Origin of the sequence: Helcobacillus massiliensis, from assembly GCF_033106145.1 — a bacterium.
Classification (GTDB): domain Bacteria; phylum Actinomycetota; class Actinomycetes; order Actinomycetales; family Dermabacteraceae; genus Helcobacillus; species Helcobacillus massiliensis.
The window spans coordinates 1932307-1958232 of the sequence record NZ_CP136959.1 but is presented as its reverse complement, the minus strand read 5'-3'; the positions used below and the strand labels follow the sequence as shown (position 1 = coordinate 1958232).

Annotated in this window: 20 protein-coding genes, 1 tRNA gene, 1 other RNA gene and 1 pseudogene; 16 read left to right on the top strand and 7 right to left on the bottom strand. The window is 68.9% G+C overall.

Annotation, left to right across the window (positions count from 1 at the left end; genetic code table 11):
* Positions 1–104 precede the first annotated feature (104 nt).
* Positions 105–1544, top strand: a complete 1440-nt coding sequence (locus R3I40_RS09030; protein ID WP_285262515.1) for an MBL fold metallo-hydrolase — start codon at positions 105–107, stop codon at positions 1542–1544.
* Positions 1545–1567: 23 nt separating this feature from the next.
* Complete coding sequence (locus R3I40_RS09025; protein WP_285262514.1) at positions 1568–2104, top strand: type 1 glutamine amidotransferase domain-containing protein; 537 nt, start codon at positions 1568–1570, stop codon at positions 2102–2104.
* 17 nt (positions 2105–2121) lie between these two features.
* On the opposite strand, the gene R3I40_RS09020 is transcribed toward R3I40_RS09025, so the two are convergent.
* From R3I40_RS09020 to R3I40_RS08995, 6 genes are all read right to left on the bottom strand, one after another.
* Positions 2122–3336: a DUF3137 domain-containing protein gene (locus R3I40_RS09020; RefSeq protein ID WP_285262513.1), complete on the bottom strand. Its 1215-nt coding sequence runs from the start codon at positions 3334–3336 to the stop codon at positions 2122–2124.
* Positions 3336–3959: a LemA family protein gene (locus tag R3I40_RS09015; protein ID WP_285262512.1), complete on the bottom strand. Its 624-nt coding sequence runs from the start codon at positions 3957–3959 to the stop codon at positions 3336–3338. Before R3I40_RS09015 ends, R3I40_RS09020 begins: the two co-directional genes overlap by 1 nt.
* Before the next feature lie 780 nt (positions 3960–4739).
* A tRNA-Ser gene (locus tag R3I40_RS09010) sits at positions 4740–4825 on the bottom strand.
* A 192-nt stretch (positions 4826–5017) separates the two neighbouring features.
* Positions 5018–5257: a methionine/alanine import family NSS transporter small subunit gene (locus R3I40_RS09005; RefSeq protein WP_259923347.1), complete on the bottom strand. Its 240-nt coding sequence runs from the start codon at positions 5255–5257 to the stop codon at positions 5018–5020.
* Positions 5254–7098, bottom strand: a complete 1845-nt coding sequence (locus R3I40_RS09000; protein WP_285262511.1) for a sodium-dependent transporter — start codon at positions 7096–7098, stop codon at positions 5254–5256. The genes R3I40_RS09005 and R3I40_RS09000 overlap by 4 nt, the downstream gene beginning before the upstream one ends.
* A gap of 192 nt (positions 7099–7290) precedes the next feature.
* Positions 7291–8868 carry an alanine/glycine:cation symporter family protein gene (locus tag R3I40_RS08995; RefSeq protein ID WP_183376373.1) on the bottom strand — a complete coding sequence of 526 codons (1578 nt, stop codon included), beginning with the start codon at positions 8866–8868 and terminating at the stop codon, positions 7291–7293.
* 192 nt (positions 8869–9060) lie between these two features.
* Between R3I40_RS08995 and R3I40_RS08990 the strand changes: the two genes are divergently transcribed.
* From R3I40_RS08990 to R3I40_RS08980, 3 genes are all read left to right on the top strand, one after another.
* Positions 9061–9915 (top strand): alpha/beta fold hydrolase, encoded by an 855-nt coding sequence (locus R3I40_RS08990; protein WP_183376375.1) that lies wholly within the window; start codon positions 9061–9063, stop codon positions 9913–9915.
* 128 nt (positions 9916–10043) lie between these two features.
* Positions 10044–10139, top strand: an RNA gene (gene ffs / locus R3I40_RS08985) — signal recognition particle sRNA small type.
* A gap of 73 nt (positions 10140–10212) precedes the next feature.
* Entirely contained in the window at positions 10213–13626 is a 3414-nt protein-coding gene (locus tag R3I40_RS08980; protein WP_317699953.1) for a DNA polymerase III subunit gamma and tau, read from the top strand.
* A 45-nt stretch (positions 13627–13671) separates the two neighbouring features.
* Here R3I40_RS08980 and R3I40_RS08975 read toward each other — a convergent pair whose 3' ends face one another.
* Entirely contained in the window at positions 13672–14223 is a 552-nt protein-coding gene (locus tag R3I40_RS08975) for a GyrI-like domain-containing protein (RefSeq protein WP_285262487.1), read from the bottom strand.
* Positions 14224–14491: 268 nt separating this feature from the next.
* Between R3I40_RS08975 and R3I40_RS08970 the strand changes: the two genes are divergently transcribed.
* The 11 genes and pseudogenes from R3I40_RS08970 to R3I40_RS08920 all read left to right on the top strand — a co-directional run bounded on the left by R3I40_RS08970 (position 14492) and on the right by R3I40_RS08920 (position 25919).
* The gene (locus R3I40_RS08970) at positions 14492–15286 is read left to right on the top strand and encodes an LppP/LprE family lipoprotein (protein ID WP_285262486.1); all 795 of its coding nucleotides are present in this window, start codon (positions 14492–14494) and stop codon (positions 15284–15286) included.
* 105 nt (positions 15287–15391) lie between these two features.
* Positions 15392–15985 carry a recombination mediator RecR gene (gene recR, locus R3I40_RS08965; RefSeq protein WP_183376383.1) on the top strand — a complete coding sequence of 198 codons (594 nt, stop codon included), beginning with the start codon at positions 15392–15394 and terminating at the stop codon, positions 15983–15985.
* A gap of 89 nt (positions 15986–16074) precedes the next feature.
* Positions 16075–17880 carry a hypothetical protein gene (locus R3I40_RS08960; RefSeq protein ID WP_285262485.1) on the top strand — a complete coding sequence of 602 codons (1806 nt, stop codon included), beginning with the start codon at positions 16075–16077 and terminating at the stop codon, positions 17878–17880.
* A 184-nt stretch (positions 17881–18064) separates the two neighbouring features.
* A pseudogene (locus tag R3I40_RS08955) lies at positions 18065–19430 on the top strand (aspartate kinase).
* Positions 19427–20488, top strand: a complete 1062-nt coding sequence (locus R3I40_RS08950) for an aspartate-semialdehyde dehydrogenase (protein ID WP_183376393.1) — start codon at positions 19427–19429, stop codon at positions 20486–20488. Before R3I40_RS08955 ends, R3I40_RS08950 begins: the two are co-directional and overlap by 4 nt.
* A 99-nt stretch (positions 20489–20587) precedes the next feature.
* A complete protein-coding gene (locus R3I40_RS08945) occupies positions 20588–21232 on the top strand; it encodes a TetR/AcrR family transcriptional regulator (RefSeq protein WP_285262484.1) in 645 nt (214 codons plus the stop codon).
* Positions 21233–21424: 192 nt separating this feature from the next.
* Positions 21425–22300 (top strand): glucose-1-phosphate thymidylyltransferase RfbA, encoded by an 876-nt coding sequence (gene rfbA, locus R3I40_RS08940; RefSeq protein WP_285262483.1) that lies wholly within the window; start codon positions 21425–21427, stop codon positions 22298–22300.
* Positions 22301–22329: 29 nt separating this feature from the next.
* Positions 22330–23346: a dTDP-glucose 4,6-dehydratase gene (gene rfbB, locus R3I40_RS08935; RefSeq protein ID WP_317699952.1), complete on the top strand. Its 1017-nt coding sequence runs from the start codon at positions 22330–22332 to the stop codon at positions 23344–23346.
* A 40-nt stretch (positions 23347–23386) separates the two neighbouring features.
* Entirely contained in the window at positions 23387–24898 is a 1512-nt protein-coding gene (locus R3I40_RS08930; RefSeq protein ID WP_285262482.1) for a sugar nucleotide-binding protein, read from the top strand.
* A gap of 221 nt (positions 24899–25119) precedes the next feature.
* Positions 25120–25548: an ImmA/IrrE family metallo-endopeptidase gene (locus R3I40_RS08925; RefSeq protein WP_317699951.1), complete on the top strand. Its 429-nt coding sequence runs from the start codon at positions 25120–25122 to the stop codon at positions 25546–25548.
* 17 nt (positions 25549–25565) lie between these two features.
* On the top strand, positions 25566–25919 hold the full coding sequence (locus R3I40_RS08920) for a hypothetical protein (RefSeq protein WP_183376403.1): 354 nt from the start codon (positions 25566–25568) through the stop codon (positions 25917–25919).
* Positions 25920–25926: the final 7 nt, after the last annotated feature.

The window sequence follows — 25926 nt, the reverse complement described above, 5'->3', positions numbered from 1 at the left end:
GTCACCGCGTCCATCCCTGCCGCCAATCCTCACGCCAACGCCCGGTCACCCGCGCCGCCTACCCTCGGTGAAACCACAGGTCACCGCAGGAAGGAAGCCGCGCCATGATCCTCGAACGCTTCGGCGACGATGACCTCTCACAGGTGAGCTACCTCGTCGGCTGCCCCGCCGCCGGCGAAGCGATCGTCATCGACCCTCGCCGCGACATCCAGGTCTACCTCGACCGCGCCGACGCCCTCGGCGTGCGCATCACCGCCGTGACCGAGACCCACATCCACGCCGACTACCTCTCCGGCACCCGCGAACTCGCCGCCGCCACCGGCGCCCGCATCTTCCTCTCCGGGGAGGGCGGCACCGACTGGGCCTACGGGTACGACGCCACCCTCCTCCACAGCGGCGACGACATCCAGATCGGCTCCCTCACGATCGAAGCGGTGCACACGCCCGGCCACACCCCCGAGCACCTCATGTTCCTCGTGGCCGACGGATCCCGCACCACCGACGTGGACGGTGTCGGCGAGGTCGGCTACGCCTTCACCGGTGACTTCGTGTTCGTCGGCGACCTCGGCCGTCCCGACCTGCTCGATGAGGTCGCCGGCGGCACCGACACCCGCTACGAGGGCGCGCGGCAGCTCTTCGATTCGCTGCGTGAGCACTTCCTGCCGCTGGAGGACTACGTGCAGGTGCTGCCCGCGCACGGCGCCGGGTCCGCGTGCGGCAAGGCGATGAGCGCGGTTCCCACGACTACCGTCGGCTACGAGCGCGAGTTCGCCTGGTGGGTTCCGTACGTGCGGATGGGTGACCTCGAGGGCTTCACCGACCAGCTGCTGAACGGCCAGCCCGACGCGCACGCCTACTTCTCCCGCATGAAGCGCCAGAACCGTCAGGGCCCCGCGATCCTGGGGGAGCGGCCCGGGCTCGCGGAGTTCTCCGGCGGGGCGGCGCAGGCGGCACTGGCCGACGGGTCCCACGTCCTCATCGATGCGCGCGGCCTCGACGACATCGCCGAGGGGGTGGCCGACGGGTCCCTCACCATCCCGGCGCCCCGCAGGCTCGCCAGCTTCGGCGCCTGGGCGGTGGACCCGGAGACCGACTCCGCGGGCATCATCCTGCTCGCCGCCAGTGAGGAGAAGGCGCAGCGGATGGCGGACCACCTGGTGCGGGTCGGCATCGATCGAGTGGTCGGGTTCATCCGCTGTCTCGACGGCATCGAGCTGTACTCCCCGGCATCCGTCGGCCCCGAGGAGCTGGACGGGTTCGGGCACGACATGCTGCTGGATGTGCGGCAGAAGGCGGAGTTCGCGCGCGGAACCATCCCGGGGGCGCAGCAGCTGAGCGCGGGCCGGGTGCTGTGGGACCGGTGCGAGCTGCGGCAGGGCCGGATCGTGGTGTTCTGCCAATCGGGGGTGCGCAGTGCGGTGGCGGCGAGCGTGCTGCGCCGGGCCGGGCTGGACGTTGTTGAGCTGACGGGCGGATTCGCCCGCTATTGTGAGGCCACCGCGGAGCGCCGAGCTGAGAAGCCCCAGCTCACGAGCGCTCCCTGAAACCCATCGAAAGGAGAACGTCGATGACTGTCACCGATAAGAAGGTCGCATTCCTCCTCACCCGCGGGGTGGAGCAGATCGAGCTCACCAGCCCCCGCAAGGCCCTCGACGACGCCGGCGCCACCACCGTGATCGTGTCGCCCTCCGAGGGGACCCTCCAGGGCATGGAAGGCGATTGGGAACATGCCCACACCTTCGATGTGGATGTGCCCGTCGGCGAGGCGAACGCGGATGACTACGACATGCTGGTGCTGCCCGGCGGCACCCTCAACGCCGACGCGCTCCGCCTCGACGAGGACGCCGTCGCGCTCGTGAAGGCATTCTTCGAAGCGGACAAGCCGGTCGCGGCGATCTGCCACGCCCCGTGGATCCTCGCTCAGGCGGACCTCGCCCGCGGCCGCCGTCTCACCAGCTTCGCCTCCACGAAGGTGGACCTGGTCAACGCCGGTGCGGCCTGGGAGGACAGTGAGGTCGTGGTGGACGGCAACCTCATCACCTCCCGCAGCCCGGGCGACCTCGAGGCGTTCAACCGCGAGATCCTCAAGGCCCTCGGCGCCTGACGCCGACGCCGCGCCGCTCAGTCCTTCGTCCAGATCCTCGTGTTCAGGTCGAAGTCCTGCACGAGCCGCAGGAACCGCACCATGTCCCGGTAGATCTGCTCGGCCGCGGCGCGGATGTCTCCGTTCGTCGGGTCGAGGCTGAACCGGTCCGTGTCCACACCTACGGCGATGTTCATCCGGTTGTCGGTGAACGACACCGCGACCGCATCAGACCCCGCCTCGGCCACGAAAGCGTTCAGCGCCTCGATGAGCTGCGGTGTCACCAGATAGCGCGCCTCCGCCTGGTCGCTGGTCCAGCCGTCCACACCGTCGGGCATCTGCGTGCCGACCAGCCGCATCGGTTCAAGCCCCGCCCCGTCGGCCTCCCGCTTCTCCATCGCTTCGAGCCCGCGCACGCGCTTGCGCGGCAGGAAGTACGTTTCGGAGGTGAAGTGCTTGTGGAAGTCGGCGGAGAAGAACACGAGGGAGGGACCGAGCCGGTGCGCTTCGCGCATCCTCGCGTCGAGCGCGTCGGCGAGTTTCTGTTCGAGGGCGCTGCGGCGGCGGGATCGCCAGTACATGGTTTCGGCTTCGGCCTGCACCATGGAGCGGGTGACGCGTAGGCCCGTGTCGTTGAGGCGCTTTCGCGCGACCGAACGCCATTCCCGCCACTGGCGCTCAGACGGCTCCGAATTCTCCCGGGCGCGTTCCTCCGGGGTGATGGCGGAGCGCCACTTCAGGTCCGCAAGGACGAAGTCGGTGGCGCCGAGGCGGCCGGTGACCACATCCTCCTGCACCATGCGCGTGTCGTAGACGAGGCCGGAGGCGGCGAGGAGCGGCCGCGGCACTTCACCGCGCGGAGTGTACGCGGCCTGCATGGGGGAGGCGTCGCCGCTGACAGTGTCGTGGCTGGCCATGCCGTCGAGCAGCTGCCGCATCAACGGGGCTCCGACGGATTCCGTGAACGTGTCACTCGCCGCGCCCGCGCGCTTCAGGCCGACGAACACCGAGACGCCCATGATCGCGACGCTCGGCAGAATGATGAGGATGCCGAGAGTGTTGGATACGAAGTAGGCGAGGACACCGAGGAAGAACCCGATCACGCCGAGGCACATGCCGATCTTGAGGACGGCGCCGGCGCCGCCTTCGAACCGGAGGTCCTTCGTGTCTGCGCGGACGGCCGCTTCGTCCACGTTCATGCGCGCCCAGATCTGCTCGAACGGCGGGATCGTGAGGTCGTGGTTCGCCGCCATCAGCCGAGGAATCCTTCCAAATCGACCGGATCTCTCTTCGTCTCTGCGCTCACCTCGAACAGGTCCATGAGCGGCAGGCTGAGCACGCGGGCAACAATATTCTGCGGGAACATCTGCCGGGACACGTTGAACTCGGTGGCCTGCGCGTTGTAGAGCCGGCGTGACGCCTGCAGACGCTCCTCCGCTTCGTTGATGGTGCGCTGCAGCAGCTGCACGTTCTCCAGCGAGTTCATGCTCGGGTACGCCTCGGCGGTCAGCATGACCCGTTCCGCTTTCTGCATCGCGTCGGTGAGCTGGGCTTTTTCTGTCACGCTGAGGTCGCCGACGGGGCGGCCCGTCCGCATCGCCGTGGCGCCCATGATGAGGTCCACTTCTTTTCGGACCGCTCCGGTCACCACGTTCTTCTGGGCGGTGATCTGGTCGAAGCGGGCTTCGAGGGCAACGTCGATGCCGTGCAGTGCTTCCTCAGCGCGGGTGCGCTTCGCGACGAGGCCGTTGCGCACCACGATCACCCAGATCGCGAGCCCCAGCACTGTGAGCGCGACGAGTGCCAGCACCCCCACCACGACTATCGCGACGACTATCGCGACGACTATCGCGACGATTCCGGATATCGATGCCATACGGTCTCCTCTGTTCGGCGGAGCTCGTGCTGCTTCGACGGGGCGCCGCGGTGATGGTGGCCGCGGCCGCTCGGGTCGGCGCCGCAGTGAGTACTGGATGTGAAGTTACCAGGTTGTGCGGTCGAAGGGGGAGTCCGACGGATTCGCCCCGGGCGATCCGTCGTCGTATGCGGGGTTCGGCGCGCGGATCTCCCCCGAATGGGAATACGAATCTCCGGCTACCGGAACCGCACGCCGCACCCGTTGCGTGACGAAAACCGTCGCCGCTCTTGGTGCCGTCCTCGCACTCGGCCTCGGCGCAGACTCTCCTGCGGTCGCTGACTCCGCTGACAGCACAGCCGCCGTCGGCGAACTCGCACCCGTCGGCGCTCTCGCCCCGTCGGACTCCGAAGCGATCTCCGTGTACACCGGCAAGACCCAGACCACCGTCGCCGTGGGCTACGAAGTGCAGGTCACCGGCGGGGCCGTTGGCATTGGTGCAGCGCCGTACAAAAGTTGGAGCAGATTGCCCGTTCGGCCGCGAAAATGGCCGGATCGGTGGAATTTTGGTCGGAAAGTGCACGCCGCGGCTCGATGGGCTCGGTCGTGTTGGGCCTGGCCGAACAAGAACCGCGACAGAATCGGCCGTTCGGGCAGTCAGATGCCACTGAGAGGCGGTTTCGTCGCGGAATCTGTCCGTGAGGCGTGCTGGGTGCTGCAGCTCCGGCGCGGGAACGGCAGAGCCGTTCGGCGTGGAAACGAGAAGAGCCCCGATCGTGAGATCGGGGCTCTTCTGCTCGGCGGAGGATGGGGGATTTGAACCCCCGAGGGCTATTAACCCAACACGCGTTCCAGGCGTGCGCACTAGGCCGCTATGCGAATCCTCCTCGAGCTGTCCGCGAACACATGTGCTCGCGAGCAGTGGCTTCCATCCTAGCGGACGCTCCCGTTGCCTGCATCCTCAGCCCCCTTGCGGGGGCGAAGGTCACACTCGTGGCGTGCAGTGCGCGGTGAGCGGCGTCTGGTCACCGGTGAGCGGCCGGCCGCAATGGTCAGCGGTCAGCAGTCACGGCCAGCCGTCACCGGTCGGCGGCGTGGGAACCGTTGAACGCTGTGTGCCCGTCGGCCTCCTGGTCGCGCCCGACGGAGTCCGCACCGCCGCGGGACTGAGAACGGTCGGCAGGCGCATCAGCCGTGTCGGGGTTGTGCCGATCAGCGGAGTAGTCCTCGTTGCGGATCAGGTTCAGCACGGCGAGGCCGAGGCCGCCCCAGAGCAGGACCATGGACAGAACGAGCAGAACAATGGCTCCGGTGCTCATCGGGCGTCTCCCTTCGCGGCAGTGTCGGTGATGTCGGCATCAGTGCCGGGGTGCGGGGCCCGATGGGTCTGGCCGGTGCCGAGGTCAGCGGCCGAGGACTCACCTTCGGCCTCCACGGCGATCCCACCGGGGCCCACCTTGTCCGGCTGGGCATGCGATCCGGCGATCACCGCACCGGCGGGGACGTCCACCGGGTCCGCCTGCCGCACTGCGGCGACATCGGCGCGCAGCTCCTGCGGGTAGCGGTGGCCGTGCGGCGCCTCAAGGCGGGTGTCGGGGATCGCGGGATCGGCGATGGGGTCGCCGTCGGAGTCCAGACGGTGCGCGTTGGAGCGCGCGGACCACGGCAGCAGGCTCAGCAGCACTGCCACCACCACGACAGCGCCGGCCATGCCCCAGCCGAACGTGTTGACGAACGAGCTGGGCATCCCGTTGTACCCGTTCTTCAGGATGTCGCTGGCATCCAGCCACAGGGTGCTCAGCAGGATCAGCGGCGCCACGGCCGCCACTGTGATCAGCCAGAAGTTGCCCACGCGGAACGTCCCGTACATGTTCAGGTGGTCGCGCAGGGTGGGCAGGGCCCTCAGCACGAAGGCGACCAGGAAGGTGCCCACCAGTGCGGCGGTGACGATGCCGAAGGAGTTGATGAACTTGTCCGTCACGTCCAGCAGGTTCAGGCCGGAGGTGGTGGAGAACAGCAGCACGGAGATCACGGACATCGGGAGCACCACGGCGAGTGTGCCGCTCAGGCGCCCGAGGCCGAGCTTGTCCTGCACTGCCGCGACGACCACTTCGATGATCGAGATGAGGGAGGTGAAGCCGGCCAGCACGAGGGAGCCGAAGAACAGCACTCCCACCAGCTCACCCATGGGTGCTTCATTGATGATCGCGGGGAAGGCGATGAACGCCAGGCCCACACCGGCGGCGGCGACGTCGTTGACGCCCTGGCCGGTGGCGGTCGCCATGAAGCCGAGCGCGGCGAACACGCCGATGCCGGCGAGCAGTTCGAAGCCGGAGTTGGCGAAGCCCACCACGAGACCGGACCCGGTCAGGTCGGTCTTCTTCTTCAGGTAGGAGGCGTAGGTGAGCATGATGCCGAACGCGACGGACAGGGAGAAGAAGATCTGTCCGTAGGCGGCGACCCAGACGCTGCCGTTGGTCAGCTCGCTCCAGTCCGGCTGGAACAGCTGGTTGAGGCCCACCTCGGCGCCCTTCAGGGTGACGGCGCGGATCACCAGCACGATGAACATGACGATCAGCAGGGGGATGAACACTGCGGAGGAGCGCGCGATGCCCTTGTGCACGCCGAGCGCGAGGACCACGGCGACCAGAATCCACACGAGCAGAATGCCGCCGAGCAGCGCCGGGACGAAGTCCCAGGTGATGGAGGCGGTCTCAGGGGCGTCGGCCTGGGTGAACTCGCCGAAGAACGCGGCGGGGTCCGAGCCCCACTTCTTGGTGAAGGAGAACAGGGTGTACCAGAGCGACCAGGCGAGGATCGCTGCGTAGTACGCACCGATGACCACGCAGATGAGCACCTGCCACCAGCCGACTGCTTCTGCGCGACGGTTCATGCGGCGCCACGCCAGCGGTGCGGAGCCGCGCCAGCGGTGGCCGATGGCGTAGTCCACGAACAGCAGGGGGATGCCGGCGGTGAGCAGGGCGATCAGGTAGGGGATCATGAACGCGCCGCCGCCGTTGTCGTAGGCGGTGTAGGGGAAGCGCCAGATGTTGCCGAGGCCCACTGCCGAGCCGATGGCCGCGAAGATGAACGCGGTGCGGCCCGAGAAGGCGCCGCGGTCGGCTGCCTCCGTGGGGGCTGGGGTGGATGGACGTGCCATGTCTGCCTTCTGTGGATTGCTGATCAGAGGAATAAGTATGCGCAACCCGCCGGTTCGAGACCAGAGTGTTCACATGGTGGGCGGCCGACGGGGGCGGGTTGGTGGCCGACGGGGAAAGTGAAGCGCCCGGTCCACTGCGGGGGCAGTGAGCCGGGCGCTTCGATGCTCCGAGCGGAGCTGGTGTGCGGGCCGTCAGCGGCGGTCGTCGACCGCGGTGGAGCCGGTCTGCTGGCCGACGGCTTCGTGGCCGACGGTTTCGCGGTCGGTGATGCCGTCGATGCGGTTCTCCCAGAAGGTCGCACCGGCGATGCCGAGGGCGCGCGGGTCGAAGGTGATGTCCTCGAACAGCTTGCCGGCCTTCTTCTGGGCGCGGTAGTCCTTCAGTGCCTTGAGTGCCGGGCCCTGCATGATGAGCACTGCGACGATGTTCAGCCAGGCCATGCTGCCCACGCCGATGTCGCCGAGGGCCCAGGCTGCGCCCGAGGTGGAGACTGCGCCGTAGATGACGGAGATGCAGATCAGGATGCGCAGGAACCAGATGATGCCGCGGCGCACAGCGGGGTTCTTCACGTACCGGTTCATGTAGGTGAAGTTGGTCTCCGCCATGTAGTAGTAGGCGAGCACGGTGGTGAAGCAGAACAGGGCGATGGCGATGGCCACGAAGGTGGGGCCGAAGCCGGGCGCCAGGCTGTCCAGACCGGACTGCACGTAGGCGGGGCCGGGCTCCTGGTCGATCGGCATGTTCTTGCCGTTGTGCACCACGGCGCCCTCGATCGATTCGTCGCGGTACACGTTGTACGCACCGGTGGAGATGATCATGAACGCCGTCGCGGAGCACACGAACAGGGTGTCCACGTAGACCGCGAAGGACTGCACGAAGCCCTGCTTCGCCGGGTGGGACACCTCGGAGGCTGCAGCGGCGTGCGGGCCGGTGCCCTGACCGGCCTCGTTCGAGTAGATACCGCGCTTCACGCCCCAGGCGATGGCGGCGCCGATCATCCCGGAGAACGCAGCCTCGGCGTCGAAGGCGGAGCGGAAGATGAGCCCGAAGACCTCGGGGATCTGCTGGAAGTTCACGATCATGACGATGATCGCGGCGAGGATGTAGAGGACGGCCATGAACGGCACGGCCATGCCGGCGAAGGTGGCGATGCGCTTGATGCCGCCGAACACGATGGCGGCGAGGACGCCTGCCAGGACGATCGCGGAGATCCACGGGCTGATGCCCCAGGCCTGGTCGACGGCCTGGGAGACGCCGTTGGCCTGCACGCCCGGAAGGAAGAAGCTCATGGCGAGGATGGTGATGATCGCGAAGACGATCGCGTACACCTTGAAGATGCCGCTGGCTTTGGTGTGGGCGAAGGACTTCTCGATGAAGTAGGCGGGGCCGCCGCGGTACTCACCGGTGTCCTGGTCCTTCTCCTTGTAGATCTGGCCGAGGGTGGATTCCACGAACGAGGTGGCGGAGCCGAGGAAGGCCACGGCCCACATCCAGAACACGGCACCGGGGCCGCCGAAGGCGATGGCGGTGGCCACGCCGCCGATGTTGCCCATGCCGACTCGGCCGGCCAGTGACAGCATCAGGGACTGGAACGAGGAGATGCCGTCGGGCGACTTCGCGCCGCGGGCCATCGAGGTGAACATGTCCGGCAGGTGCAGCACCTGCAGGAACAGGGTCCGGATGGTGAAGTAGAGGCCTGCGAGCAGGCACAGGTAGACCAGGTAGTCCGACCAGATGACGTCGTTCAACCAGGAGATGAGTGGTTCCATTGAGTGTCCTCCGAGGAGAAGGGGGTGCGAGCCAAGACTCCGTTGTGGCTTGGGTCACCCCATAGGGATCCCGGCTAGTGTGCCCTGTTCAACAATCTGCGTCCAGCCAGGATTGTCGGCCATGGGTAAGTGTTACCTATTCGTTATCGGTTCGTGATCGCTCCCCAAGGGCGCGTTGGGACAATCCGCCGCATGGACACCACTCGCTCCGCGGCCTCCGTCGGCCTCCTCAGCTCTGATCGACGCCTCTCCTACACCGTCACCGGGCCCGCGGCGGGTCCCACCCTCGTCACGGTCCACGGCGTCACCGGCAGCTCCGCCGCCCTCCACGGCCAGACCGTTCACCTCGCCGCCGCCGGCTACCGCGTGATCACGGTCGACCTGCTCGGCCACGGCTCGTCCCCCCGCTTCAGCGCCGACGACCTCAAGCGCGCTGCGGCACCCGACGCCGCGGTCGACACGATGATCGACCTGGTGGAGGAGATCGCCGCATCCCACGGCCCCGTCGGCCTGATCGGCCACTCCATGGGCGGCGCCGTCATGGCCGAGGTCGCCGTCCGCGTCGGCCCCGAGAAGGTCGCGTGCGCCGTCCTGGAGGACCCCGCCTGGCTGACCGAGGAGCAGGCCGACGGGTACCGCGAGCGGGGCCCGCGCGGCGCGTCGGATGACCTCGTGCGTGCGCGGAGGGATCCGGGCGCCGTGGTGAAGGAGCTGTTCGAGCAGCGGCCGCAGCGCGCCCCGGAGGATGCGGTCGTGTCGGTGCTGTCGTGGATGCGGACCGACCCGGAGCTGGTGCGGCTCGGCCAGGTGGCGCCGTCCACGCCGTGGCAGGACGTCGCCGCTGCGCTGAAGGTCCCCACGATGGTCATCACCTCGGATACCAGTGAGGTCCTCGTGGGCGCGGACCAGCGCCGCGAGCTCGAAGTGATCGGCAATGAGCTGGTCGAGGTGGCGGAGGTTCCGAACGCCGGTCATGGGGTCCGCCAAGACCAGCCGGAGGGCTTCTTCGCCGTGGTGGATCCGTTCCTGGCGGAGCACCTGCGCTGACCTCGCCGGCCTGAGCGGCGCGATCCCCGGCAGAACGGGCAGCGGCGCGACCGCCAGCGGCATGGGCCGCGGCGCGTGAACTGCGCCGCGCTCCTTTCGACTGGAGGGCCCTCACTGTGTACAGTGGGAGCGACCCCTCATGCGGTGTCATCTTTCTGAATCCCCCAGGGCTTGACGGCAGCAAGGGCAGGAGAGCTCTGGCAGGTGCATGAGGGGTCGTTTCGTACCCACCGGCTGGTCCTGCCGGTGATCCACAACCCGGGCGGCGCGGGCCCGGCCCTGAACTACGCTGGAGCGGTGGCTACTACTGCTCTGTATCGTCGTCTCCGTCCGGAATCCTTCGCCGAGGTCATCGGCCAGGACCATGTGACCGAACCGCTGCGCCGCGCGCTGCGCGCGAACCGCGTCGGCCATGCCTACCTCTTCTCCGGGCCGCGCGGCTGCGGCAAGACCACCTCAGCCAGGATCCTGGCGCGCTGTCTGAACTGCGCGGAGGGCCCCACGGACACTCCCTGCGGCACCTGCGATTCGTGCCGTGACCTGGCCCGGGACGGCGCCGGCAGCCTCGACGTGGTGGAGATCGACGCCGCCAGCCACGGTGGTGTGGACGATGCGCGCGAACTGCGCGAACGCGCCTCGTTCGCGCCGGTGCGGGACCGGTTCAAAGTGTTCATCATCGACGAGGCCCACATGGTCACCTCGGCGGGGTTCAACGCGCTGCTGAAGCTGGTGGAGGAACCGCCGGAGCATGTGAAGTTCATCTTCGCGACAACGGAGCCGGACAAGGTCATCGGCACGATCCGGTCGCGCACCCACCACTACCCGTTCCGGCTGATCCCGCCGCAGGTCCTGCTGCCGTACCTGGAGGAGATCTGCCGGCAGGAGAACGTGCCGGTGGGCGAGGGTGTGCTGTCCCTTGTGATCCGCGCGGGCGGCGGCAGTGCCCGCGACACTCTGTCGGTGCTGGACCAGCTGATGGCGGGCTCGGATGAGCGCGGCCTCGATGTGGAGCTGACGGCGGCGCTGCTCGGCTTCACCGATATCGAGCTGATGAACCGGGCGACCCTCGCGATCGCTGAGACGGATGCGAACGCACTGTTCACGGCGATCGATGAGGTGATCGGCTCGGGCCATGAGCCGCGCGGGTTCGTGGAGGACCTGTTGGCACGCTTCCGCGACCTGATCGTGCTGACGGCGGCGCCGGACCATGCGGCGGAGCTGCTGCCGGATGTGCCGGTGGACCAGCTGGAGGCGCTGATGGAGCAGGCGCAGCGGTTCCAGCCGCGGGAGCTGACGGACTGCGCGGAGATCGTCTCGGCGGCGCTGGATGCGATGTCGGGGGCTACGGCGCCGCGGCTGCACCTGGAGCTGCTGGCGGCGAAGCTGATGCTGCGCGGTCAGGCGGCGCCGCAGGCGGGTCATGCTCAGGGGCTGACGGGGGTCGCTGCGGGCGGGTCCGCGGCCGGTCGCGCTGGCGGTGCCGGTGCGGCGGGTGGCTCGCAGGGGCCGACGGGTGCCGGCTCCGGCGGGTCGGCACGGGAGCGTGCGATGCAGGTGGCGCGTGCGCAGGCGGAGGCGTCGCGGAACCGTCGGGCGCAGGCGGAGCAGCAGATGCCGGGCGGCGGCGCGCCGCCGCAGGCGCCGGCCGAGAGCCAGCAGGCGCCCGCCCGGTCAGCCCTGCCTGCCCAGTCCGCGGCGCCCGCACCTTCCGCCCCCTCCGCGGCGCCTGGCCAGTCCGCGGCGCCCGCCCCGGCCGCGGATGCTGATGATTGGGGACCTGTCGCTCAGCCCGGCGGGGGAGGGGCTCAGGCGATCTCCCCGTCGAGCGGCCAGTCCGCGCCGGCGCAGCAGAACAGCCAGGGCGGCGGCCAGCAGGCCGCATCGACCGGCGCGAACGGTCAGCGCCCTGCCGAGCAGAGCACATCCCAGCCGAGCGCTCGCCAGGCCAGCGCCGTGCAGCCCAGTGCTGTTCAGGCCAGCGCCGTGCAGCCGAGCGCTGCCCAGCAGGCGGCGCAGCAGCCGAGTGCCGCGCAGCCTCCCGCCGAGGGCGGCTCTGCACCCGGCGGGGCGGAGCGCATCGAGCAGCATTGGTCGGCGATCATGGACCAGCTGCAGTCGATCCGTCGGCCGTCCTGGGCGCTGATCGCGCAGAACGGCACCGTGCATTCGTTCGACGGCACTCAGCTCGTCCTCGCGTTCCGCTCCACCGGCCTGGTGGCAGCGTTCTACCGCGGCACCGCCCAGCAGAACATGGCCGAAGCGGTCAAGAAGATCACCCACCTCGACGTGACCGTGGAGGCCACGGCCGGGGGAGAGATGCCCCCATCGGGTAGTGCCGGACGCCCGGCGGCGGGCGGCCCGGCGGCTAGCGACCCGAGCGGCGGGCCCGCAGCCGGCGGCCCGCAGGGGCAGGGTGGCCCGAACCAGGGTGGAATGCACCGGGGCGGGCAGCAGGCTGGTCGCGGACCGCAGGGGCAGGGCGGCGGGCCGACGGGTGCCGCTGGCACTGGACCGGGCTCGCAGAACACGACGAGTAGCGGTGGGGCGCAGTCGGCATCTCCGCAGGCGGGCGATGATGGTGGCTGGGGTGACGTCGTGGTCAACCGCCCGCCGAGCGAGGCAGCGCCTCCGCAGCAGGCGTCAGTGCCAGCGAAGGCGGCAGAGCCAGCACCAGTGCAGTCCGCCGCCCCGTCGGCACCCTCTGCTGCACCCGCACAGTGGGGCGACGCAGCCGGCGACGCATCCCCGTCGCCACGAGCCGCGGATCATGAGTCCGTTGCCCCCACTGCGAACGCGTCTGCCCAGTCGACTCCCGCCCCGTCGGCGCCGCCGGCGCCCCAGGGGTCAGCCGGTGAGGACTCCTTCATCGACGAGGAGCCCCCGTTCGACCCCTACCACGACGACTTCCCCGCCGACGACGGCTACGCCGCCCACTCCGAGCGAGGCGCCTCCGCTGCCGCGCAGCAGAATGCCGCGCAGGCGCCCGCATCACGAGGCGCAGATGAGCGCCCGGCCCCGGCGAAGCCCGCAGCGATCGACCCAGTGAGCCTCCCGCCGCAGCCGGGGGAGGACGAGCCGCGCACCCACGGCCAGGGCGAACTCGTCGCCGCCATGCGCGAGGCGTACGGAGCGGACTTCGCCCCGTCGGCGACACTCGTGATCGGATCCGACGATGCCGGAGCGCAGGCCGATGCCGACGCACAGGACGCGCCCCCAGCGGGCCCCGCAAGCCCCGCCGCCGACCCTGGCCCCGCTCCCTTCGGCGACACCTCCGCCGGCACCGGTGCTGCCTCGCCCGAACCCGCCTCCTGGGGCGATGCCGTTGTTGCGCAGCCGCCCGCAGCCGAGCCGCCCTCTGCGCCCGGCTCGACCTCCGGTCCTAGCTCGGCTCCGGCCGCCACGCAGGTGGGCCCCGCCGCCGGCCAGCAGGGCCGCCCGCTGTCCGGCGCCGACCTCGCTCGCGCCGCCGCCCGACAGAACCTCGCGAACGCCCGCGGCCGCGGCCCCGGCACCGCTGGTGCGGGGAACCCGTCGGTCAGCAGCGCCGCCGCCCCGATCGACGACGACCCGTTCGGCGGCGCGTCCCGCGACGACGCCGACGCCACCGGTCCCTCCACGTCACGTCGCCCCGGCCGCGACATCGTGGAACAGGTCCTCGGCGGCGAAGTCCTCGAAGTCATCGACGAGACGCAGAACACCGACGCCTACTGACCACCGCGCCCGGTGGCGCAGCCGATGTCTGAGCTCACGAGCGGGTCAGGCGACGAGGTCGTCCGGTTCGCCGTCCTCGTCGTTGTCCAGCGCAATGAAGAGGTCTGTGCGGTTCAGCGCCGGGTCCCCGTCGGCCGTAGGCTCGGTGACGTAGACCTCCCAGAAGTGCTTCGTCGGCACCAGGCCGCGCTCCGCCACCTGCCCGAGGAACGACTGCCATGCCCCGCCGAGGCCGTCGTACCCACCCATGTAGGTGTGCGCCGCGACCCGCGACTCCGGCAAGTGCGAGAGCTCCACGGTGTACTCCGTGTCCGCCAGCTGCAGAGGCTCCGACAGCGCCGCGGTCGACTCCTCAGCGATCGGAAACCCGACCTGCACGTCGATGCCCGACGGCTCCAGGCGCGTGTAATAGGACAGGGGTGCGCCGACGAGCTCCACACCCTGGGCGGCGAGCGTCGGCATGAGGTGCGTGAACACGGCATCCATCAGAGCGGGCAGGTCAGCGAACGCGAGACCGGTCTGCTTCACCACGGCGATCGGCTCCGCTTCGGGAGCGAGCACGGTCACCGACTCGAACGGTGCGGGGGGCTGGGGCATGAGCTTCCTTCCATGGGGCGCGGGCGCGCCGCAGTTGCGCACCACACTATCGGCGCAGGACCGACGGATTCGGGTGTCACCTGAACCCCGGCAGGCGCCCTCCCTTGCCCCGTCACCGAGAGGGGCAGACGCGCCGACGGGCCGACACATCCGGAGCTTTGGTCACGCCCGGTGGAACCGGTCATGAAAAGATAACGAAATGGCCCCCCGGAGACTCGGTGCCGGGTACGGTTCAGCCATGGGGACGAATCGAACATTCCGCACATCTGTGACCACTCGGTCCATTCGCGCTGTTGCCGCCGCCACCGCCGCGGTCGCGTCGGCTGCTCTGATCGCCGGTTGCGGCATGATCGACCAGTTCAGCGGGTCCGATCCTGACGCCTCTCCGACCTTCACCGGCAAGGAGACGGCGGCCCAGGACAGCTCGCCGAGCGCATCGCCCAGCGAGTCGCCCACCGCGGACGACAGCGCGTCGCCCAGTGGGACCGCGAGCGAATCGGCAAGCGCGACCCCGTCGGCCACCCCGGCGGAGAGCACCAGCGCCGCACCGTCGCCGACGGCTGCGCCGTCCTCCGCAGCGCCGAAGCCGAAGGCGCAGAACAACCAGAGCGCCCCCGCGCAGCAGCCCGCGCAGCAGCCATCCACCAACAATCCGGACCCCGGCCCTGCTGGGAACGGCCCGGCCGCTGACGGCCTCGACGGCGCGCCCGCCGAAGTGAAGCGTGGGTTCAGCAAGGTGAAGCAGCCCGAAAACGGATCCTTCCAAGGGTGGCTGACGAATTCCCACGGGTACGATCCGAACCTGCCGCTGTCCTATGCGACGCTCGCGTCGGACGCTGACGCCGAGTTCGCGGCCTCGCAGATCATGCTGTTCCACAAGGGCACGTACATCGGCACCACCACCGGCAAGGCGCAGACCGGATGGTACCGGATCGACCGGAACAGCCCGTCGTCCATCACCGTCACGTACATGGAAGAGGACGGCAGGGACTACGTCTCCACGTACACGTGGAACGACGCCACGAACAAGATCGACTTCTCCGGCGAAGTCCCGTACAAGTGAGCCCGCCCGCCTGCTTGCCTGGCTGCCCGGCCACTAGCCTGTGGCCGCCCGCCTGCCCGGCCGCCAGCCTCCCGGGGCCCCACCCACCCCGGTAGAGTGGGGCGCGTGTTCGAAGGTGTGGTTCAGGATCTGGTCGATGAGCTCGGGACGCTGCCCGGCATCGGCCCCAAGTCAGCGCAGCGCATTGCTTTCCACCTGCTCGACCGCGACGAGGAGAGCGTGCGCCGCCTCGCCGATGTCCTCATCGAGGTGAAGGAGAAGGTCCGCTTCTGCGAGATCTGCGGTGGCATCTCCGAGACCGAGATCTGTCGCATCTGCTCCGATGCCCGGCGCTCCAACGACATCATCTGCGTGGTCGAAGAGTCCAAGGACGTGTTCGCGATCGAACGCCTGCGCGAATTCCGCGGCCGCTACCACGTGCTCGGCGGCGCCATCGACCCGATCGGCGGTGTCGGTCCCGACGACCTGCGCATCTCCGAGCTCATGCAGCGCATCGCAAAGGGCGAGACCGACGAGGTCATCCTCGCGCTCGACCCCAACATCGAAGGCGAAGCGACCTCCTCGTACCTGGCGCGCATGCTCGGCGCGCAGGATGTGAAGGTCACGCGCCTCGCTTCCGGGCTGCCGGTGGGCGGAGACCTCGACTACGCCGACGAGATGACGCTCGGCCGCGCCTTCCTCGGCCGCCGCTCGATCTGAGCCTTCCCGGCCGAGCTGAACGGTCCGCGGGGCCGAACTCCCCACCGGGACCCATGCCGCGCCGCGCATGATCTGCGTAGTGTCGAAGCATGGACACGATGCCGACACCCCACCCCACCGAGGCCCCCGGCCGACTCGCGCCGCTGCGCCCCGAGAGTCGGCACATCGACCTGCCCAGTGAGATCCTCGCCGAATCGCCTCGGGCGTTCGTCAGGCAGGCACCCGTCGGCCTCTACGTCACCGCCGCTCTGCTCGGCGCGTTCGTCTGGCCGCTGTTCATCGTGGGGTCGCTCCTTGCCGGGTTCGGCGGCGTGTTCGCCGGCACCGCCGCCATCGGCACCATCACCCGCGATCACACCGGCTCGGGCACATTCCCCTCCGGCTTCGTCACCACCGTGCTGCTGGCGGGAGGGCTCGCCGCTCTCGGAGCGGTGGTCTCTGCGGTCATGGTGCCGGCGGGTCTGCTGCTGGCGGCGCGGGTCCGGCCCCGCGCGTACGGCACCGAGGCAGCGTTCCAGCAGGCTGTGGCGGGACGGATCGCGGCCGTTGTGCTGGCGCCGCTGCTGCTGACCGTGCCGTTCCTGCTGCTCGTGCCGGGCAGGCTCGGCGACGCCGGCTGGGACTACTTTGCGGCCCACCGGCCGTTCCTGCTGATGTGGATGGTGGTGGCGGGCTCCTGCGCGTACGGCCTGCTGCGCGCCGCCGTGCCGGTGCCGAGGCTGCTGGGGATCCAGAGCGTGGGGGCGCTGCGCACAGTCGCCCTGACGGACGCGGCGCGCTCGGACCGGGCGCGCGCGATCCTCGGTGTCGATGACCCCCGCGCCGCTCATGTCCTCGCCGCGGACCTCGCCCACGTGGATCTGCACATCGGTCCACAGATGCCGCTTCGCGCGCTCGAAGCGGTGATCCGGGGTGCGTGGGTGGCCGCGCTCGTGGTGTTCCCGCTGATGCTGATGATGGAGGAGCCGCTGCTGTGGATCATCGCCGCCGGGTACGACTCCTCCTCCGACCTGGTCGGCTACCCGCTGCCGCTCGTCCTGCTGGCCGCTGTGTCGCTCGCCGGGTGGGTCGCAGCGAGCACGGCGGCGTATGCGGGCCTGCTGCGGCTGCTGCCGAACCGGTTCGCGGCGTCGTGGATCGCTGCGGCGGCATCCGTCGGCCTCGGCGGGGCGCTCCTGGTGGCGCTGCTGGTGCTGCGCGGCCCGTTGGGGTGGTCGGGCCGGGCGACGCTCGATGCGCTGCTCACGCAGCCGGTGGTCATGGTGCCGCTGGCGCTGCTCGCGTTCATCGCGATGGGGATCGTGCTGCATCGGCAGGCGGTGACGGTGCTGGTGGGCCCGGCCCACTGGTATGCGCGCCGCCCGGTGGACTTCACCGCGATCGTGCCGCCGACGGGGACCCGCACCCAGTGGGCGCAGCGGCTGGACGTGCAGGACGCGGAGCACCGCACGATGGTCCGCCGTGCTCTCGCGCAGGAGGAGCGCCGGATCCAGAAGGCGGCCCGGGCCGAGGAGCAGCAGATGCCGTCGGCCCCTCACGTGCCCGCTCCCGCGCAGGATGCCGTGCGGCAGGGCGCGGAGCAGGTGAGGACCCGTGTGGACGAGATGCTGCCCGCGGCGCGCATCCGCCACGGCGCCCCGGTGCAGAAGCAGAGCACCGTGCGCCTGCCCGACTTCGGCCGGTCCGCCGCAGCCGCCCGCCCGATCCTGCGGCACCGCGCGGAGGCCACCTCGGACCGCAACGGCATCCCCGCGGGGGTGGATGTGCTGCGTGACCGCGGCGTCGGCGCGACGGGGGAGCGTGCGCGCCGGCTGATCGGTCGCCTCGCGGGGCGTGCGGGCCGCGCCGGTGAGCGACGCGCCGGGGGAGCGGGCCGGCGGGTGGAGCGCTGGTAGGTCCCCATCCCGGCCGACGGATGTCGGCCACCCGACGGATGCCGCACCTGCCTTAGGTGACCGTCCAATTGGCAGGAATTGGACACACTTGTTGGGCTGTGGGCGCAGAGCGTGCCAAGATCTACCGAGGGCTAACTGAAAGTTTTCACCTCGGTAGTCACCGCAACGTCGAAGGAGCAGGCGCATGGCCCTCGTGGTCCAGAAGTACGGCGGGTCGTCCGTAGAGGACGCCACCGCGATCAAGCGAGTCGCTGCGAGGATCGCCAAGTACTCCAAGGCCGGTCATGAAGTGGTCGTCGTGGTCTCCGCCATGGGCGACACCACCGATGAGCTCATCGACCTCGCCGAAGAGGTCACCCCCACCCCGCCGCCGCGCGAACTCGACATGCTGCTGACCGCCGGCGAGCGCATCTCCATGGCCGTGCTGTCCATGGCGCTGAACAACCTCGGCATCTCCGCCCACGCCTACACCGGGTCCCAGGCCGGTGTCATCACCGACGACTCCCACGGCTCCGCCCGCATCATCGACGTCACCCCCGGCCGCATCCGCAGCGCCCTCGACCAGGGCCATGTCGCCATCGTCGCCGGCTTCCAGGGCGTCTCCCACAGCGCCAAGGAGATCACCACCCTCGGCCGCGGCGGCTCCGACACCACCGCGGTCGCGCTCGCCGCCGCCCTCGGCGCCGACGTCTGCGAGATCTACTCCGACGTGGACGGCGTCTTCACCGCCGACCCCCGCATCGTCCCCACCGCCCGCCGCATCCCCGAGCTCTCCGCCGAGGAGATGCTGGAGATGGCCGCCAGCGGCGCCAAGATCCTGATGCTGCGCTGCGTGGAGTACGCGCGCCGCTTCGGCGTGCCGCTGCACGTGCGCTCCAGCTACAGCGGGAAGATCGGCACCATCATCTGCGATGACTCGGACCGCGACTTCCCCGTGGACCCGATCATCACCCGTAAGCAGCAGGCCGCCGCCGCCCACTGAACGACCAGATCGAGGAGAACAGTCCGTGTCCTACACGACCCAACCTGGCCATGAGGCCCCGATCATCTCCGGGGTCGCCCACGACGACAGCGAAGGCAAGATCACCCTGGTGGAGGTGCCGGACGTCCCCGGCAAGTCCGCGCTGATCTTCGAGACCGTGGCGAACACCGGCGCGAACGTCGACATGATCGTCCAGAACGTCTCCACCGTGGACGGCACCGTCGCCGTGTCCTTCACGCTGCCGGAAGCGGATTCGAAGAAGGCGATCGAAGCGCTGCGCGCCGTCAAGGACGAGATCGGCTACCAGACTCTGGTGTACACCGACCAGATCGCGAAGGTGTCCCTCATCGGCGCCGGCATGAAGTCCAGCCCCGGAGTCTCTGCCTCGCTGTTCCGCGCCCTCGGCGACGCGGGCATCAACATCGACATGATCTCCACCTCCGAGATCCGCATCTCGGTGGTGACCGACGTTGACCGCATGCACGACGCGGTCCGCGTCATCCACACCGCGTTCGGGCTCGACTCGGACCAGGACGAAGCAGTTGTGTACGGAGGAACCGGACGATGACCACCACTTCTTCAGCACCCGTCATCGCCGTGGTCGGCGCGACCGGCCAGGTCGGCGAGGTGATGCTGTCCCTGATCGAGCAGCGCGAGGTGCCGTTCTCGCACCTGCGCCTGTTCTCTTCTGCCCGCTCCGCCGGCACCACCCTGACCGTGCGCGGCGAGGAGTACACGGTGGAGGACGTCGAGACCGCGGACATCACCGGTGACAACGCGGTGGACATCGCCCTGTTCAGCGCCGGCGGCGCCGCCTCGAAGAAGCACGCACCCCGCTTCGCCGCGGCCGGCGCGATCGTCATCGACAACTCCTCCGCGTTCCGCAGCGACGACGAGGTCCCCCTCATCGTGGCCGAAGCGAACGCCGAGCTCGCACTCACCGCCCCGAAGGGCATCATCGCGAACCCGAACTGCACCACCATGGCGGCGATCCCCGCCCTGAAGGCCCTCCACGAGAAGGCCGGGCTGGAGCGCCTGACCATCGCGACCTACCAGGCCGTGTCCGGGTCCGGCCTCGCCGGGGTGCAGGAGCTCACCAGTCAGGTCCAGACCCTCGCGAGCGACATCCCCGCTCTGGTCACGGACGGCAAGGTCGATTCCGAACCGGCCCCGCAGGTGTACGCAGCACCCATTGCGTTCAATGCGGTGGCGCTGGCCGGAAATCTGATGGACGACGGTTCTCTGGAGACCGATGAGGAGCAGAAGCTCCGCAATGAGTCGCGCAAGATTCTGGGTATTCCGGATCTTCGCGTTTCCGGCACCTGTGTGCGCATTCCAGTTGTTACCGGGCATGCACTATCGGTCCATGCAGAGTTCTCTGCACCCATCACCCCGGAGGACGCAACCGCTGTTCTTGAAGGTGCAGAGGGCGTGTCACTGACCGATCTGCCGGGTCCTCGACAGGCTACCGGTCGGGATGGTACATTCGTAGGACGAGTGAGGCAGGACCAGGCAGTCCCCAATAACCAGGGGCTCGTCCTCTTCGTTGCCGCAGACAATCTGCGCAAGGGGGCGGCGCTGAATGCCATTCAGATTGCCGAGCACGTCATCAATACGAAATTCTGACCGACACTGCGCATGTCCGAATCCGACTCTTCAGGGCCTGTCATACCCCTGACTGGGCACAGCGGATTCACCTCTCCCACCACCCACTGGAGGTATCCCATGTCCACGCCGAGCACCACCCGGGCGCCGATGCGCACCCGCCGCCGCGAACAGGCGCGTCCGCGCGTCAACCTGACCAAGGCCCGCGGCGAACAGACCCGTGAACTGATCCTGACCGAAGCCACCGCCCTGTTCGCGGTCTACGGATACCGCGGCACGTCACTGCGGGACATCTCCGAGCGCGTGGGCATCTCCCACCCGGGCATGCTGCACCACTTCCCGCACAAGGAGTCCCTGCTGCTGGCGGTCATCGACCGCGCCGGCCAGGGGTACCTGCAGGTTGTGAAGGACTTCTGCAACTGCAACTCCTTCGAGGAGATCAAGGCGTGGCAGTCCTCCGTGACGGTCGAAGCCACCCTCGTCTCCGTCCTCATGGCGGAGATCGTGGACGAAGAGCACCCGGGCCGTGAGCCCCTGCTGGAGCTGCGCGCCCAGGTGGAGTCGATCGTCGCCGACTACTTCCGATACGTGCAGTCCCGCGGCGACCTCGCCGACGGCGTCACACCGGACTTCGCCGCCCGCATGCTCGTGGTGAACTGGATGGGAGCGTTCCTGCGCGAGCGCCTCACCGGCGACCAGCTCTATGACGATGACCTCGGCCAATGCCTGCGCATGCTGATGCCTCGCCTGCGTGAGCAGGACTGACCCATTCGAGTTCGGCCAGGGACGCTGCCGACAACGGTGAATCAGGGGCAGGCTCGCCTGCGCTGAGCCTGAAGCTCCGGCGCCCGATGTGCTGCGGTTATTCCGCTGTCGCGTGAGCGCGTGCCGCCCTGGAAGAGCAGGCTCAGATGAGGAATCCGCACGATTTCACCTGCCACGCGGTAGGCTGGTCGCATGCGCGGAATCATCCTGGCCGGGGGCACCGGCTCACGCCTTCACCCGCTCACCATCGGCGTCTCCAAGCAGCTCATGCCGGTGTACGACAAACCGATGATCTACTACCCGCTGACCACCCTCATGCTCGCGGGCATCAGCGACATCCTCATCATCACCACCCCCGAGGACCAGGCCGCGTTCCAGCGCCTCCTCGGCGACGGGTCCCGCTTCGGCATCACGCTGCAGTATGTCACCCAGCCCTCACCCGACGGGCTCGCCCAGGCCTTCATCCTCGGCGAGGACTTCCTGCAGGGTGAAGGTGCGGCGCTGATCCTCGGCGACAACCTGTTCTACGGCCAGGGCATGGGCACCCAGCTGCGCCGCTACTCGGACGTGGACGGCGCCGCCGTGTTCGGCTACTGGGTGAGTGACCCCACCGCGTACGGCGTGGTCGAAATGAACTCCGACGGCAAGGCAGTGTCCCTGGAGGAGAAGCCGCGCCAGCCGAAGTCGAACCTGGCGGTGCCGGGCTTGTACTTCTACGACTCCACCGTGGTGGACCGCGCCAAGAGCCTGAAGCCGTCGGCCCGCGGGGAACTGGAGATCACCGACCTCAACCGCCTCTACCTCGAGGACGACGCCCTGCACGTGGAGGTCCTCACCCGCGGCACCGCCTGGCTCGACACCGGAACGTTCGACGACCTCGCCGCCGCCGGCGAGTTCATCCGCACCGTGCAGAAGCGCCAGGGCCTCTCCATCGGCGCCCCCGAAGAGGTCGCCTGGCGCATGGGCTACATCGACGACGACGGTCTGCGCGAGCGCGCCGAACCCCTCGTGAAGTCCGGGTACGGCCGTTACCTTCTGGATGTGCTGGAGCGCGAACGCTTCAGCTGACCATATGGTCGGCATGGCACGATAGCGGCATGGCTCCTCGCACTCTCCTCGTCACCGGCGGCGCCGGATTCATCGGCTCCAACTTCGTCCACTACGTCGCCGAGAACACCGATGACCGCGTCATCGTGCTGGACAAGCTGACCTACGCCGGCAGCCGCGACAACCTCACCGGGCTGCCGGAGGGCCGGGTCGAGTTCGTGGAGGGGGACATCGCCGATGCGGACACCGTCGGCCGCCTCGCCGCCCGCCTCACCGGCGAGGACGATGCGATCGTCCACTACGCCGCCGAGTCCCACAACGACAACTCCCTGCAGGACCCCTCCCCGTTCCTGCACACCAATATCACCGGCACGTACACCCTGCTGGAAGCCGCGCGGCAGCACGACCTGCGCTTCCACCACATCTCCACCGACGAGGTGTACGGCGACCTCGAGCTCGACGACCCGGAGAAGTTCACCCCGACTACCCCGTACAACCCGTCCAGCCCGTACTCCGCCACGAAGGCCGGCTCGGACCTGCTGGTGCGCGCGTGGGTGCGGTCCTTCGGGGTGCGCGCCACCATCTCCAACTGCTCTAACAACTACGGGCCCCGCCAGCACATCGAGAAGTTCATCCCCCGCCAGATCACCAACCTGATCGACGGGATCCGCCCCCGTCTCTACGGCGCCGGCCTCAACGTGCGCGACTGGATCCACGCCGATGACCACTCCAGCGCCGTCCTCACCATCCTCGACAAGGGCGAGATCGGCGAAACCTACCTGATCGGCGCCGACGGCGAGAAGAACAACCTCGAGGTCATCCGCATGATCCTGCGCCTCATGGGCCGAGCGGAGGACGACTTCGACCACGTCCCCGACCGCGCCGGCCACAACCTCCGCTACGCCATCGACGCCACCCGCCTGCGCGATGAGCTCGGCTGGACGCCCCAGTTCGAGGACTTCGAACAGGGCCTGAAGGACACGATCACCTGGTACCGCGAGAACGAGGCGTGGTGGCGCGGCGCGAAGGCCGCCACCGAAGCGAAGTACGCCCGCACCGGTCAGTGACCCCCGGTCCTCAGCCCGCAATCGACGAGAAGGAGACGCCGTGGCGAAACCGCTGAGCGTGCACACCACCCCCATCCCCGGCCTGCTCGTGCTCGACCTGCCCGTCCACGGCGACGCCCGCGGCTGGTTCAAGGAGAACTGGCAGCGCGAGAAGATGACCGCGCTCGGCCTGCCCGACTTCGGGCCGGTGCAGAACAACATCTCCTTCAACCAGGAGGTGGGCGTCACCCGCGGCATCCACGCCGAACCGTGGGACAAGTTCATCTCGGTGGCGACCGGCCGCGTGTTCGGCGCCTGGGTGGACCTGCGAGAGGGCGACAGCTTCGGTGCCGTCCACACCCAGGAGATCACCCCCAATGTGGCGGTGTTCGTGCCCGCCGGGGTCGGCAACTCCTTTCAGACCCTCGAAGCGCCCGCCGCCTACACCTACCTCGTCAACGACCACTGGTCCGAACAGGCGCAGACGGAGTACACCTTCCTCAACCTCGCTGACGAGACCGCCGCGATCGACTGGCCGATTCCGCTGAAGGACGCGGAGCTGTCCGAGAAGGACCGCGCCCACCCGATGCTCGGCGACGTCACCCCCATGCGGCCCAGCGGCCCCGACGCCCCGGCTGCCCCCGGCGCACCCGTCGGCGGGCAGGGCGGTGGGCCCGATGGGGGAGGGGCCGACGGGTCCGTGCTCGTCATCGGCGCGAACGGCCAGCTCGGCCGGGCACTGCGCGAGACATGGGCCGGTGGTCGCCGGGCCGCCGAGGGGGCGGACGGGGCCCGCCGTGACGTCCGCTTCGTCACCCGCGACGAGCTCGACCTCGCCGACGTCGACGCGATCCGCGCCTTCGACTTCACCCCCTTCTCCGTGGTGGTCAACGCCGCCGCCTACACCGCGGTGGACACCGCCGAGACCCCGGACGGCCGGGCAGCCGCGTGGGCCGTCAACGCCCGCGGGGTCGCGGAGCTCGCCGCCGCAGTGGACCGCGCCGGGGGAGTGCTCGTGCACGTCTCCACCGACTACGTGTTCGACGGCTCCGCCGAGCTCATCAGTGAGGACGACCCCGTCGGCCCCCTGGGGGTGTACGGGCAGTCGAAGGCCGCTGGTGACGCCGCCGTCAGCGCGACCGAGCGCCACTACCTGCTGCGCACCTCGTGGGTGGTGGGCGACGGCGCGAACTTCGTGCGCACCATGGCGTCCCTCGCTGAGAAGGGCGTGGATCCGTCGGTGGTGGATGACCAGAACGGCCGCCTCACGTTCACCACGGAGATCGTCCGCGCCATCGACCACCTGCTGGAAACCGGCGCCGAGTACGGGACGTACAACGTGTCCTGCGGCGGGAAGAGCGCCACCTGGTGCGAGGTGGCGCGCCGCGTGTTCGAGCTGACCGGCCACGATCCCGCCCGGGTGTCCGGGACGAGCACGACCGAGTACTTCGCCTCGAAACCGGGCGCGGCGCCGCGCCCCCTGAACTCCGTGTTCGACCTCAGCCGGCTCGAAGCGAGCGGCTTCGAGCCCCGGGACCAGTGGGCGGCGCTCGCCCAGTACCTGCAGGGCTGAGGGGCTCGACGGGCTCACCCTGCCTCACGCCATCACTTACCCACATTCTGAACTGGAACGCTTGTTCTACTGCGTGGGGGTGGGTAGTCTGGCGACAGTGGACAGGCACTGAGCCATAGGTCAAGGGGGAAGAGATGCTCGTTTATGAGTCGGCTCGCCGAGAAGCACAGCGACTTCTCGACGATCACTGGGACGGCAACCTTCCAGTGAGCCTTGACGTAATGACCCTCGCCGTCAGCGCCTCCAAGTACGAGACGTCGATGGGCGCGGGCTTGTCTGGACTCGTCTCGAAGGAACGCGACAAGCAGCCCATCATCGCGCTCAACAGCGATGAGTCCGCGCCTCGGAGACGCTTCACCTGGGCCCACGAAATCGGCCACATCGTCGAGCGTGACCGGGTGGCGCATGACCGTGACTACTCCTTCACAGAGGCGCGCGGGCAGAAGTATGACCTGCATGAGTTCTTCGCCGATGAGTTCGCGGGTGCTCTTCTCATGCCGCAGAGCGAAATCCTGTCCATGTCTGCCCGTGGTTTGTCAAACCAACACATGGCCGAAACGTTCGGAGTCTCCAGGGCTGCCGTCGCCAAGCGACTCGAGAGTTTGGCGAAGACAGGAATTGTCCCGACATCGGTGAGTTTGGCGGACTGAAGGACGCGGAGGGGGATATGAGCAAAGGCGAAGACACGCACGGACATTTCGCCGAAAAGGTCGATGTACTTGAGCAGGCTCCCGTCGATCCTATGACCAGCGGTGTCGACCTGACAGCGGAGCTGGCGATGCGTGAGCGCATTGCCAATACCCAGCGCAAGATCCTTTTCTGGTTCGTTCTCGGGACCATTGGGCTGTCGCTGGTGAGCGTTGTGGCGTTCGTGGCGCTCCTAGGGCGCGGCTTCCTCGATGTCCATCACACGGTGGCTGCCGTATTCGTGTCCGCAAACTCGATCCAGAGCTTCGTTCTTGCGGCGGTCCTCGCCCGTGGGCTCTTCGGTGACCCGGACCGCCGAATTGTACGGAAATAGCTGGGCG

Coding starts and splice junctions, on each gene's coding strand:
- R3I40_RS09015 (WP_285262512.1), bottom strand. CDS start 3,959: ATGGCATCGATATCCGGAATCGTCGCGATAGTCGTCGCGATAGTCGTC.
- R3I40_RS08975 (WP_285262487.1), bottom strand. CDS start 14,223: ATGCCCCAGCCCCCCGCACCGTTCGAGTCGGTGACCGTGCTCGCTCCC.
- rfbB (WP_317699952.1), top strand. CDS start 22,330: ATGGCTCCTCGCACTCTCCTCGTCACCGGCGGCGCCGGATTCATCGGC.
- rfbA (WP_285262483.1), top strand. CDS start 21,425: ATGCGCGGAATCATCCTGGCCGGGGGCACCGGCTCACGCCTTCACCCG.
- R3I40_RS09020 (WP_285262513.1), bottom strand. CDS start 3,336: ATGGCGGCGAACCACGACCTCACGATCCCGCCGTTCGAGCAGATCTGG.
- R3I40_RS09000 (WP_285262511.1), bottom strand. CDS start 7,098: ATGGCACGTCCATCCACCCCAGCCCCCACGGAGGCAGCCGACCGCGGC.
- R3I40_RS08925 (WP_317699951.1), top strand. CDS start 25,120: ATGACCCTCGCCGTCAGCGCCTCCAAGTACGAGACGTCGATGGGCGCG.
- R3I40_RS09030 (WP_285262515.1), top strand. CDS start 105: ATGATCCTCGAACGCTTCGGCGACGATGACCTCTCACAGGTGAGCTAC.
- R3I40_RS08990 (WP_183376375.1), top strand. CDS start 9,061: ATGGACACCACTCGCTCCGCGGCCTCCGTCGGCCTCCTCAGCTCTGAT.
- R3I40_RS09025 (WP_285262514.1), top strand. CDS start 1,568: ATGACTGTCACCGATAAGAAGGTCGCATTCCTCCTCACCCGCGGGGTG.
- R3I40_RS09005 (WP_259923347.1), bottom strand. CDS start 5,257: ATGAGCACCGGAGCCATTGTTCTGCTCGTTCTGTCCATGGTCCTGCTC.
- R3I40_RS08945 (WP_285262484.1), top strand. CDS start 20,588: ATGTCCACGCCGAGCACCACCCGGGCGCCGATGCGCACCCGCCGCCGC.
- R3I40_RS08950 (WP_183376393.1), top strand. CDS start 19,427: ATGACCACCACTTCTTCAGCACCCGTCATCGCCGTGGTCGGCGCGACC.
- R3I40_RS08920 (WP_183376403.1), top strand. CDS start 25,566: ATGAGCAAAGGCGAAGACACGCACGGACATTTCGCCGAAAAGGTCGAT.
- R3I40_RS08960 (WP_285262485.1), top strand. CDS start 16,075: ATGGACACGATGCCGACACCCCACCCCACCGAGGCCCCCGGCCGACTC.
- R3I40_RS08995 (WP_183376373.1), bottom strand. CDS start 8,868: ATGGAACCACTCATCTCCTGGTTGAACGACGTCATCTGGTCGGACTAC.